Here is a 12,212-nt window from a genome sequence, read left to right on the forward strand (position 1 = left end):
CCGGAAACACGGGGCCCGTCGCACGCGACGTCAACGACGACCAAGGAGTGAAGACGACATGGCAAGGAAGCAGATCGCCGCCGTGCTCACCGTGACAGCGCTGACGCTGGCGCTCGGCGCGTGCTCGAGCGGCTCGGGCGAGGGCGGCGGCGAGGACGGCGAGCTCTCGGGCACCATCACGGTCCTGACCAACCGCACGGACATCGTGGACACCACGCTCCAGGACTACGCGGACCAGTTCCAGACGGCGAACCCAGGTGTGACGGTCGAGTTCGAGGCGATCACCGACTACGAGGGCGACGTCTCGATCCGTCTCAACACGCAGGACTACGGCGACGTGCTCCTCGTCCCGAACTCGGTCAGCAAGGATCAGCTCCCGCAGTTCTTCGAGCCCCTCGGCACGGTCGACGAGCTCGCGCAGGACTACCGCTTCATCAACGAGCAGGCCTACGACGGCGAGGTCTACGGCATCGCGACCTTCGGCACCGCGATGGGCTACGTCGTGAACACGAAGGTCTGGGAGCAGGCCGGCATCACCGAGCCGCCCGCCACGCCCGAGGCGTTCGTCGACGCGCTGCAGCAGATCGGCGAGAAGACCGACGCGATCCCGTACTACACGAACTACACCGACGGCTGGCCGCTCACGCAGTGGCAGAACAACCAGGGGACGCTCGCGGGGACCGACGCGGTGAGCATCCGCACGTCGCAGGACGCCCCGTGGTCCGAGGGCAACGAGCAGTACGCGATCGACGGGCTGCTCTACGACGTCGTCGCAGCGGGCGTCACGGAGGAGGACCCGACCACGACCAACTGGGAGGAGTCCAAGACTCTCCTCGGCACCGGCAAGGTCGGCGCCATGGTGCTCGGCTCCTGGGCCGTGCCGCAGATGAAGGACGCGGCCGAGGCCGCCGGCGGGTCCGCGGACGACATCGACTTCTGGCCGATGCCGTGGCAGACGGACGGGACGTTCTCCTCGACCGTCTCGGGCGACTACAAGCTCGCGATCTCGAAGCACTCCGAGAACAAGGAGGCGGCGCGGGCGTGGGTCGACTGGTTCCTGGACAAGTCGACGTTCGCCGCGGAGCAGGGCGGGATCTCGCCGCTCGTCGGAGCCCCCGCTCCCGACTCCCTCGCGACGTTCGACGCCCTCGGCGTCAACCAGGTCGAGCTCTCCCCGGCCCCGGCGGGCGAGGAGACGTGGGACAACGACATCAGCAACGAGGCGGAGATCGACCTCTGGGGCGACAAGTACCGCAAGCAGCTGGTCGACGTCGCCCGCGGTGCCGCCGACGGTGACAAGGAGTCGTTCTTCGCCGACCTCAACTCTCGCTGGTCATCCGCGCGCGCGAGCGTCGTCGGCTGACGCAGGAGTCCTGGTTCGCGCGTGGCCCCCGGCTCGCCCCGCCGGGGGCCACGCGCCCGTACCGACCGAAATGAGCATGACATGGCTGTGACCAGTCCGACCGTGGCGACTCCGACCGAGTCGCGCCGACGGAGCGCGACGTCCCGACCGCCGAGGCGGCGGTCCGGGGCGCTCACCCCGTGGCTGTTCCTCGTCGTCCCGATCGGGCTGCTGCTCGTGTTCACCTACCTGCCGGTGGCGAACATGGTCTGGTACAGCTTCACGTCCTGGGACGGGCTCGACGCGGTGAAGGAGAGCGTCGGGTTCACGAACTACGTCGACATCTTCACGCGACCCGAGCTGTTCCGGGTCTTCTTCGTGAGCCTCTACTACCTGGTCGGGGCCCTCGTCCAGCTCGCGCTCGCCCTCTACTTCGCGACCATCCTCAGCTTCAGCACCCGGTTCCGGAACTTCTTCAAAGGCGTGATCTTCTTCCCCTACCTGCTGAACGGCGTCGCGATCGGCCTCGTCTTCCTCTACTTCTTCCGCCCGGACGGGACGCTGGACGCCCTGCTCGGGATCGTGGGCGTGCAGGACACGCCGCACTGGCTCGGTGACCCGTCCATCGTCAACTACTCGCTCGCCGGCACGTCCGTGTGGCGGTACATGGGGCTGAACTTCGTCCTTTTCCTCGGCGCCATCCAAGCGATCCCGGGCGACGTCTACGAGGCGGCCGACCTCGACGGCGCGACGTCGTGGCAGAAGTTCCGCTACATCATCTTCCCGGGCATCAAGCAGATCGTCGGCCTGTCGCTGATCCTCGCGATCTCGGGCGCGCTCTCCGTCTTCGAGATCCCCTTCATCATGACGAAGGGGGCCAACGGGTCCGAGACCTTCGTCATCCAGACCGTCGACACGGCGTTCCGGTACTCCAAGGTCGGCCTCGCGTCCGCGATGGCCGTCGTGCTGCTGGTCATCGTCCTCGTGATCAGCGCGATCCAACGCAAGTTCTTCCCGGACGAGAAGGGAGACCTGGTATGAGCGCCCCCACCGCACCCGCGCCGACCCGGATCACCACAGCGGACAAGATGCGCGGGGCCGCCGCCCGGTTCTCGAGGGGTGTCGCGCCGGTCGCCGGCCCGCTGGCCACGACGGCGAAGTACATCAGCCTCGTCGTCGCGTGCGCGGCAGCCGTCGTCCCGATCCTCACGATCTTCTTCGCGGCCTTCAAGTCCCGCGAGGAGTACGTGACGACCGGTCCGCTCGACCTGCCCCGGAACTGGTTCAACTTCTCGAACTTCACGAGGGCCTTCACGGACAGCGACATGCTCGCGGGCTTCGTGAACACCATGATCATCCTCGTCGTCGCGCTCGCCGGGACGATCCTCATCGGCACCATGACCGCGTACGCGGTGGACCGGTTCGACTTCCGCGGCAAGAAGCTCGTCATGGGCGGATTCCTGCTCGCGACGCTCGTCCCCGCGGTCACCACGCAGGTCGCGACGTTCCAGATCATCAACGGCCTGGGGCTCTTCAACACCCGCTGGGCCGCGATCGTGCTCTTCATGGGCACGGACATCATCGCGATCTACATCTTCCTGCAGTTCATGCGCTCCATCCCGCGCTCGCTCGACGAGGCTGCGATGCTGGACGGGGCGAACCGCCTGACGATCTACGCGCGCATCATCTTCCCGCTGCTCAAGCCGGCGATCGCCACCGTCGTCATCATCAAGGGCATCGCGATCTACAACGAGTTCTACATCCCCTTCCTCTACATGCCGTCGAGCAAGCTCGGCGTGATCTCGACGACCCTCTTCCGGTTCAAGGGACCGACGGGGTCGGAGTGGGAGGTCATCGCGGCCGGGACCATCCTCGTGATCGTCCCGACCCTGATCGCCTTCCTCCTCCTCCAGCGACACATCTACAACGGCCTGACCGCAGGAGCCACCAAGTGACCTTCACCGCCACCCCCGTCCCCGCGACGACCCGACGCGAGCTGCACGACGGCTGGACGGTGAGCGCCGGCGCGGGGCCCGTCCCCGCGGGGACGGTCGTCTCCGACGTCCCGGCCACGGTGCCCGGGAGCGTGCACACCGACCTCCTGGCCGCCGGGCTGATCGCCGACCCGTACCTCGACGACCACGAGCGGCTGCTCGCGTGGATCGGCCGGACCGACTGGGTGTACACCACCCGTTTCGCGTGGGCGCCGGAGGGGCACGAGCGGCACGACCTCGTCTTCGACGGCCTCGACACCGTCGCGGAGGTCCGGCTGAACGGCACGGTCGTCGGCACCACGGCGAACATGCACCGCACCTACCGGTTCGACGTCGGCCCGCTGCTCGTCGAGGGGGAGAACGAGCTCGCGGTCCGGTTCACGGCCCCCGTCCCGTACGCCGACCGGCAGAGCCTGCTCCTGGGCTACCGGCCGCAGGTCAACCAGCACCCGTTCAACGCGATGCGCAAGATGGCGTGCAGCTTCGGCTGGGACTGGGGCCCCGACACCGCGACGTCCGGGATCTGGCGCCCGGTGCGGCTCGAGTCCTGGTCGGTCGCGCGTCTCGCCCAGGTGCGCGTCCACGCGACGGTCGTGGGCGAGCCGGGCGAGGCCCTGGCGTCCGCGGCCGGGCGCGTGCGCGTGGTCGCGGAGGTCGAGCGCTCCGGCGCGGCCGGGACCGGTCACGGTCCCGCGCCGCTCACCCTCGCGGCGTCCGTCGCCGGGGTGCGGGTCCAGGTGCCGGCCGACGCCGACACGGTGGAGGTCGACGTCGTCGTGCCCCAGGTGGACCTGTGGTGGCCGCGGACGCACGGTGACCAGCCGCTCTACGACGTCGTCGTCGAGCTGCTGGCCGAGGGCGCGGACCTCGACGCGTCCGCCCGCCGCGTCGGCTTCCGCACCGCGACGCTCGAGATGGAGCCCGACGAGGACGGCACGTCCTTCCGGTTCGTCGTCAACGGGGTGCCCGTCTGGGTGCGCGGGGCGAACTGGATCCCGGACGACGCGTTCCCGCACCGCGTCACGCGCGAGCGGTACGCCGCACGGATCGACCAGGCGGTCTCCGCGAACCTGAACCTCCTGCGCGTGTGGGGCGGCGGGATCTACGAGTCGGACGACTTCTACGACCTGTGCGACGAGCGGGGCGTCCTCACCTGGCAGGACTTCCTCTTCGCCTGCGCGGCCTACGCGGAGGAGGAGCCGCTGCGCTCCGAGGTCGAGGCCGAGGCGCGCGACAACGTCGTGCGCCTCGGGCACCACGCGTCGCTCGTGCTGTGGAACGGCAGCAACGAGAACATCTGGGGCTTCCACGACTGGAGCTGGGACAAGCGCCTCGACGGCCGCACGTGGGGCCTCGGGTACTACACCGACCTCTTCCCGCGCGTCGTCGCGGAGCTCGACCCGGACTGCGCGTACACGCCGTCGAGCCCGTGGTCGGGCAGCCTCGACGTGCACCCGAACGACCCGCGGCACGGCTCGATGCACGAGTGGGAGCTGTGGAACCGCCAGGACTGGCCGCACTACCGCGACACCGTGCCGCGCTTCATGGCCGAGTTCGGCTGGCAGGGGCCGCCCTCGTGGTCCACGCTCACGCGCGCGATCAGCGACGACCCGCTGACCCCCGAGTCGCCCGGGATGCTCGTCCACCAGAAGGCGATGCAGGGCAACGACAAGCTCACGGACGGGCTCGTCGCGCACGTCCCGCTGCCCGACGCGATGGAGGACTGGCACTGGGCCATGTCCTGGAACCAGGCGACCGCCGTGCGCACCGCGCTCGAGCACTACCGTTCCTGGAGCCCGCGCTGCATGGGCGCGGTCGTCTGGCAGCTCAACGACTGCTGGCCCGTCACGTCGTGGGCGGCGGTGGACGGCGACGGGCGCGCGAAGCCCCTCCTGCACGCGCTGCGCCACGCCTTCGCCGACCGGCTGCTCACCGTCCAGCCGCGCGGTGCGGACGGTCGGCTCGTCGTCGCGGTCGTCAACGACTCGGCCGAGCGCTGGCGGGGCGACCTCGTCGTCCGGCGGACCCGCTACGACGGGGTCGAGATCGAGGCGGCGAAGATCCCCGTCGACGTCGCGGCGCGCGCGACGGCCACGGTCCCGCTGTCGGCCGACGTCGCCGTGCCGGGCGACGCCGCGGAGGAGCTCCTCGTCGTGTCCCTCGGCCACGAGAGCGCGACCTGGTTCTACGCAGAGCCGCGTGACAGCGCCCTGCGCAGCCCGGCGCTGCACGTCGAGGTCACCTCGACCGACGACGGCGCCCGCGTCCGGGTCACGACGGACACCCTCGTGCGGGGCCTGTCCCTGCTCGTCGACAAGGTGCACCCCGACGCCGTCGTGGACGACCTGCTCGTGGACCTCCTCGCCGGCGAGAGCGTCACGTTCCACGTCACGGCGCCGGCACCGCTGGACCGTGCGGCGCTCGCGGACCCTCAGGTCCTGCGGAGCGTCAACCAGCTCGTCGTGCGCCGGACGGCGGTCCCCTCGTGACCGCGGCGGCGATCGACCGCGCGGCGCGGGCCGGGGTGCGCGAGGAGCTCGCGTGGACCGAGCGGGGGACGCACGTCGCCTGGCTGGACGCGCACACGCGCGCCCTGCTCGGGTTCGGTCGGCGCGTCGTCGTCCCCGGGGGCGGTGCTGCGTACCTCGACGCGGACGGCGTGCCGGACCCGGCGGCGGGCGTGCAGACCTGGATCACGTGCCGGACGGTCCACGTCTACGCGCTCGGCGCGATGCTCGGGGTCCCCGGATGCGAGCCCGTGGCGCGTGGCGCGCTCGACGGGCTGCTCGGCCCGCTCCGCGACGCCGAGCACGGCGGGTGGTTCCACGCCCTCGACGCGCAGGGCGGACCGGACCGGGCGGCGGGCAAGTCCGCCTACGACCACGCGTTCGTCCTGCTCGCCGCGTCGAGCGCGGCGCTCGCCGGGCTGCCGGGTGCACGCGGGCTGCTCGACGACGCGTGCGCCGTCTTCCTCGACAGGTTCTGGGACGACGCCGCCGGCCTCGTGGTCGACACGTGGGACGTCGCCTTCGAGGACCTGGACCCGTACCGCGGGTTGAACGCGAACATGCACGCGGTCGAGGCCATGCTCGCCGTCGCCGACGCGACGGGCGACCTCGCCTGGCGCGACCGCGCCGCGAGCGTGGCCCGGCTCGTCGTCCGCCTCGCGGCGGCGCACGACGGCCGACTGCCCGAGCACTTCGACGCGACGTGGATGCCCGACCTCGAGCTCAACGCCGACCGCCCGGCCGACCGGTTCAAGCCGTACGGGGCGACCGTCGGGCACGGCCTCGAGTGGTCCCGCCTCCTCCTGCACCTGGAGGGTGCGCTCGGAACGCTCGCGCCACCGGACCTCCGTCCGACGGCGGTCGTGCTGTTCGACCGGGCGGTGGCGGACGGGTGGGCGGTGGACGGCGCCGACGGCTTCGTCTACACGACGGACTGGACCGGCGCCCCGGTGGTGCGCGAGCGCATGCACTGGGTCGTCGCCGAGGCGGTCGCCGCGGCCGACGCGCTGCACCGGCGCACCGGGGACGCGCGGTACGCCGACCTCTACGCGACGTGGTGGGACTACGCCGTGACGCGCGTGGTCGACCACGCGCGGGGGTCGTGGCACCACGAGCTCGACCCGTCGAACCGGCCCGCCGGGGCGACGTGGCCGGGCAAGCCGGACCTCTACCACGCGGTCCAGGCGACCCTGCTGCCCCGGCTGCCGATCGGCCCGTCGCTCGCGCGCGCCGTCCACGACGGGCAGGTGACCTCGTGACGCGCTTCCTCGTGGTCGGCGAGGCGCTCGTCGACGTGGTCCCCGACGGCGCCGGCGCGACCCGTGACCTACCCGGCGGGAGCCCTGCGAACGTCGCCCTCACGCTCGGCCGGCTGGGTCGGGACGTCGTGCTGTCGACGGCCCTGGCCCCGGACGACCGGGGTGCCCGGGTGCGAGCGTGGCTGCACGCCGGCGGCGTCGTGGTCGAGGCCCACGCGCCGTCGACCGGTCGCACGTCTGCCGCGACCGTCACGCTCGACGCCGCCGGGCAGGCCACGTACACGTTCGACCTCGCGTGGGAGCTCGGCCCGGTGCCCGTCGACGGGGTCGACGTCGTGCACGTCGGGTCCGTCGCCGCGGTGCTCGCGCCGGGGGCCGACGCGGTCCGGGACGTCGTGCGCCGGGCGCGCGCGACCGCCGTCGTCTCCTACGACCCCAACGTGCGCCCCGCGCTCGTCGACGACCCCGCGGTGGTCCGCGCGCGCGTCGAGGAGCTGGTCGCGCTCGCGGACGTGGTCAAGGTGAGCGACGAGGACCTCGCCTGGTTCGCCCCCGGGACCGATCCGCTCGACGTCGCCCGCCGCTGGTCGGCGTGGGGCGCGGCCCTCGTCGTCGTGACGCGCGGGGGCGACGGCGCGGCGCTCGTCCGCCACGACGGCCGCGTCGTCGAGGTGCCGGGCCGGGCGGTCGACGTCGTCGACACCGTGGGCGCGGGGGACACCTTCACCGGGGCCCTCCTCGACGCGCTCGCCGCGCGCGGCGTGCAGGGTCCGGGCGGGGCCGACGCCCTGCGCCGGCTCTCGGACGCCGCCGTGCGGACCGCGGCCCGGTCCGCCGCCGTCGCGGCGTCGGTCACCGTGTCGCGTCCGGGCGCCGACCCGCCGACGCGCGCCGAGCTGCGGACGGCCGAGGGCCCGGTGCGGCCCGCGCCGTTCGCGGGGGCGCCCGTGGCCGGCATGACCTGGGGCTGGACGGGCGTGCGCGGGACCTGGACCGGCCCCGAGGCGGAGCGCTCCATGGACGAGCTGCAGGTGCTCGGCGTCGACTGGGTCGCCGTGACGTTCTCGGCGAAGCAGGGCACGCCGCAGTCGACGACGGTCCGCTACGGTGACGAGCCGACGGTGACCGACGACGAGGTGCGCGCCGCGATCCGTGGTGCCAAGGCCCGGGGCTGGAAGGTGTGCCTGAAGCCGGTCGTCGACTCGGCGGACGGGACGTGGCGCGCGTTCATCGGGTTCTTCGACGAGGACGTCCCGGGCGAGCCCTCGTGGGACGAGTGGTTCGCGTCGTACACGGAGTTCGTCGTGCACCATGCGCGCATCGCCGCGGAGGAGGGTGCGGAGATGCTCTGCGTCGGGTGCGAGATGGTGCGCGCCGACGGGCGCGACGCCCAGTGGCGTGCGCTCGTGGCCGCGGTGCGCGAGGTCTACGGCGGGCTCGTCACCTACAACTGCGACAAGTACCAGGAGGACCGCGTCACCTGGTGGGACGCGGTCGACGTCATCGGCAGCTCGGGCTACTACCCGGCCGGGACGTGGGACGAGCACCTCGACCGGATCGAGGCGGTCGTCGCGCGCGAGGACAAGCCGTTCGTCTTCCTGGAGGCCGGCTGCCCCAGCCGCGAGGGCTCACCGGCGCGACCGAACGACTGGACGCTCGCCGGCCCGCCGTCGGGCGAGGCGCAGGCGAGCTGGCTCACCGAGATGTTCGAGGCTTGCGCGGAGCGGCCCTGGGTCTCGGGGTTCTTCCTGTGGGACTGGCCGTCGCCGCTGTACGCCGCGTCCGAGGCCGCCACGAACGACGACTACTGCATGTACGGCAAGCCGGGTGCGGACGTCGTGCGGCGCGCCTACGAGGAGCTGCGGGCGCGCTCGCGCGACTGATCCTCCTCGACCCTGGCGCGCGAGCGGGCCGGGCGCGTCCGTCCGGCGCCCCGGCCCGCTCGTGACGCTGCCCGCAGGTCGCGGCGGTGCGGCGTGGACGGCGCCCCGAGACGGACGAGAACGACCCTGGAATTCTCCTCGGGGATGCACTAACTTCGACATGAAGCGCTTAAGCGCTGTCGGCGTCAACGGGCCGCGACGGGCCCGGCGAGGGTTCGCGGTCGAGCCCGACGACGACGTCCGCCGACAAGACCGGGCGACGACGCCCGGACCGGGAGGAAGATCGATGAGACGACTGTTCGCCATCGCCCTGAGCGCGCTGCTCGCCCTGCTCGTCGTGCCGACGCTCGCGCAGGGTGCGAGCGCCGCGAGCGACGGGTTCTCCGTCCGGGGCGGGACGATCTACGACGCGAACGGCAACCGGTTCGTGCCGGTCGGCGTCAACCACGCGCACGCCTGGTACCCGACCCAGACGCAGTCCTTCGCCGACATCCGTGCCGCCGGTGCGAACACGGTGCGCGTCGTGCTCTCGGGCGGCCGGTACGGGACGAGCTCCGCGTCCGACGTGAGCGGCGTCGTCGAGCGCTGCAAGCAGAACCAGCTCGTGTGCATCCTCGAGAACCACGACACGACCGGTTACGGCGAGGACGGCAGCGCCCGGTCGCTCGCGAGCGCCGCGCAGTACTGGACCAGCATCGCGTCGGTCCTGCGCGGCCAGGAGCGGTACGTGATGATCAACATCGGCAACGAGCCCTACGGCAACTCCGGCTACCAGAGCTGGACGACCGACACCGTCGCGGCGATCCAGACCCTGCGCGGTGCGGGTCTCGACCACACGATCGTCGTGGACGCCCCGAACTGGGGTCAAGACTGGTCCTTCACCATGCGTGACAACGCCCCGACCGTCGCGGCCGCGGACGACAACGTGGTCTTCTCCGTCCACATGTACGGCGTCTTCGACACGGCGGCCGAGGTGCGCGCCTACCTCGACTCCTTCACGAGCCGCGGGCTGCCGATCATGGTCGGCGAGTTCGGCGACAACCACTCGGACGGGAACCCCGACGAGGCCACGATCATGAGCTACACGCGGTCCCAGGGCCTCGGGATGCTCGGCTGGTCGTGGTCCGGCAACGGGAGCGGCGTCGAGTACCTCGACATGGTGAACGGGTTCTCCGCGGGCTCGCTCACGCCGTGGGGGCAGCGGTTCGTCCACGGCGCCGACGGGCTCCAGGCCCGCAACGCGCCCGTGGCCTCGGTGTACGGCGGTGACGGCGGTGGTGACGGCGGTACCGGCACGGCGCCCAACGGGTACCCGTACTGCGCGAGCGCGTCGTCGGACCCGGACGGGGACGGCTGGGGCTGGGAGCGCAGCGCCTCGTGCGTCGTGCGCGGCTCCGCCGCGGACACGGGTCCGGGTGGTGGCTCCGGGAGCGGGAGCACGGCGCCGAACGGGTACCCGTACTGCGCGAGCGCGTCGTCCGACCCCGACGGGGACGGGTGGGGCTGGGAGAGCAGCGCGTCGTGCGTGGTGCGCGGCTCGGCGGCCGACCGGTGACCCGGCGCTGATCGGACCCGCAGGGGTGTCCTCGCGCCGGTCGGGTCGACCGGCGCGAGGGCGCGCAGGGTGGTGGTCGCGACGCTCGATCCACCCCTGTGCGCTGATGAAGCGATTCATCGACGTGGCGGTCAAGGAATGACCGTCTGGTGCATCCCGGAACACCCGGGAATGAACGAAGGAGTTCTATGACAACGCACGACGTGCCCTGGACGAGGGCGCTCACGGCGACGGTCGTCGCGCTCGGCGTGGCGGGGGTGTCGGCCCTCGCGCTCGCCCCGACGGCGACCGCGAGCTCGACGCAGGAGGGCCTCCACGTGGTCGACGGTCGGTTGGTCGAGCCGGACGGGTCGGACCTGGTCCTGCGCGGCGTCAACCACGCCCACACCTGGTACACCCACGAGTCCCAGTCGTTCGAGGACATCAAGGGCACGGGCGCCAACGCGGTGCGCGTCGTCCTGTCGAGCGGGGACCAGTGGACCCGCAACGACCCGGCGGACGTCGCGCGCGTCGTCCGCGAGTGCGACGTGAACCGGCTGGTGTGCGCCCTGGAGGTGCACGACACGACGGGGTACGGCGACGAGTACGCGCCGGCGGCGGTGTCGCTCGACCGCGCGGTCGACTACTGGGAGGACCTCTACCCGACGCTCGCCGGCACGGAGGACAGGGTCCTCGTCAACATCGGCAACGAGCCGATCGGCAACGGTCCGATCGCCGACGAGTGGGCGGCGCGGACCTCGGCCGCGGTCCAGCGGCTGCGCGACATCGGGTACGAGCACACGATCGTCGTCGACGCCCCGAACTGGGGCCAGGACTGGTCGCGGACGATGTACTCCCAGGCGCAGCAGGTGTTCGACGCCGACCCCGACGCGAACGTCGTGTTCTCGGTGCACATGTACGAGGTCTACGGCGACGGGGCGGTGGTCACGGACTACCTGGAGCACTTCGTCGACGCCGGCCTGCCGCTGATCGTCGGCGAGTTCGGCCCGGCGCACTACGGCAATGACGTCGACGAGGACACGATCCTCGCCGAGACGCGGCGCCTCGGCCTCGGCTGGTTCGGGTGGTCGTGGAGCGGCAACAGCGGAGGCGTGGAGGACCTCGACCTCGTCCAGGGCTTCGACCCGGAGCAGCCGTCGCCGTGGGGCACCCGGCTGTTCGACGGCCCGGACGGCTTCACCGAGACGTCGCGCGAGGCGTCGGTGTTCGCGAGCCGCGCCGACGGCTGCTCGGCCGAGCTGGAGGTCCTGTACCGGTGGCCCGGCGGCTACCAGGGCCAGGTCCGGGTGGACTTCGGCGGAGAGCCCGTCTCGACGTGGTCCACGTCGTGGCGGGTGCCCGCGGGAAGCGAGCTCGTGCAGTCCTGGCACGGGGCGCTGACGGTCCACGACGGCGTCGCGACCGTCGCCGCCGAGTCGTGGAACGCGAACGTCCCGGCCGGCGGGACGATCACCTACGGCTTCACCGGTCGTGGCGACGCGCCCGCCCTGCCCCCGGTGGTCGACTGCTCCGCGAGGTAGCGGCCCGGTCCGCGAGGTAGAGGCGTGGTCGTGACCACGCCTCTACCTCGGCGGCCGGGTCAGACGGTATGAGTAGCTCCCGGGTCGGCCCGGGTCGCGCGGGCGGGGCCTCGCTATGAAGGTCGTGGGTTACCGAGCAGATTGCCCTGCCC

At 72.1% G+C, this 12,212-nt stretch carries 8 protein-coding genes; all 8 read left to right on the top strand.

What is annotated here, in order from left to right; genetic code table 11:
* Positions 1–58 precede the first annotated feature (58 nt).
* The 8 genes from ACFC2L_RS10845 to ACFC2L_RS10880 all read left to right on the top strand — a co-directional run bounded on the left by ACFC2L_RS10845 (position 59) and on the right by ACFC2L_RS10880 (position 12,060).
* Positions 59–1,363 (top strand): ABC transporter substrate-binding protein, encoded by a 1,305-nt coding sequence (locus tag ACFC2L_RS10845; protein WP_375824310.1) that lies wholly within the window; start codon positions 59–61, stop codon positions 1,361–1,363.
* 81 nt (positions 1,364–1,444) lie between these two features.
* Entirely contained in the window at positions 1,445–2,383 is a 939-nt protein-coding gene (locus ACFC2L_RS10850; protein ID WP_375824311.1) for a carbohydrate ABC transporter permease, read from the top strand.
* Between the two features lie 47 nt (positions 2,384–2,430).
* The gene (locus ACFC2L_RS10855) at positions 2,431–3,297 is read left to right on the top strand and encodes a carbohydrate ABC transporter permease (RefSeq protein ID WP_375824323.1); all 867 of its coding nucleotides are present in this window, start codon (positions 2,431–2,433) and stop codon (positions 3,295–3,297) included.
* Entirely contained in the window at positions 3,294–5,825 is a 2,532-nt protein-coding gene (locus ACFC2L_RS10860) for a glycoside hydrolase family 2 protein (RefSeq protein ID WP_375824312.1), read from the top strand. The genes ACFC2L_RS10855 and ACFC2L_RS10860 overlap by 4 nt, the downstream gene beginning before the upstream one ends.
* Positions 5,822–7,102: an AGE family epimerase/isomerase gene (locus ACFC2L_RS10865; RefSeq protein ID WP_375824313.1), complete on the top strand. Its 1,281-nt coding sequence runs from the start codon at positions 5,822–5,824 to the stop codon at positions 7,100–7,102. The genes ACFC2L_RS10860 and ACFC2L_RS10865 overlap by 4 nt, the downstream gene beginning before the upstream one ends.
* Positions 7,099–8,985 carry a PfkB family carbohydrate kinase gene (locus ACFC2L_RS10870; RefSeq protein ID WP_375824314.1) on the top strand — a complete coding sequence of 629 codons (1,887 nt, stop codon included), beginning with the start codon at positions 7,099–7,101 and terminating at the stop codon, positions 8,983–8,985. Before ACFC2L_RS10865 ends, ACFC2L_RS10870 begins: the two co-directional genes overlap by 4 nt.
* Positions 8,986–9,271: 286 nt before the next feature.
* A complete protein-coding gene (locus ACFC2L_RS10875; RefSeq protein ID WP_375824315.1) occupies positions 9,272–10,540 on the top strand; it encodes a cellulase family glycosylhydrolase in 1,269 nt (422 codons plus the stop codon).
* 188 nt (positions 10,541–10,728) lie between these two features.
* Positions 10,729–12,060, top strand: a complete 1,332-nt coding sequence (locus ACFC2L_RS10880; protein ID WP_375824316.1) for a cellulase family glycosylhydrolase — start codon at positions 10,729–10,731, stop codon at positions 12,058–12,060.
* Positions 12,061–12,212: the final 152 nt, after the last annotated feature.

The sequence above is a fragment of the Cellulosimicrobium sp. NPDC055967 genome, from assembly GCF_042269845.1.
Taxonomy (GTDB): domain Bacteria; phylum Actinomycetota; class Actinomycetes; order Actinomycetales; family Cellulomonadaceae; genus Cellulosimicrobium.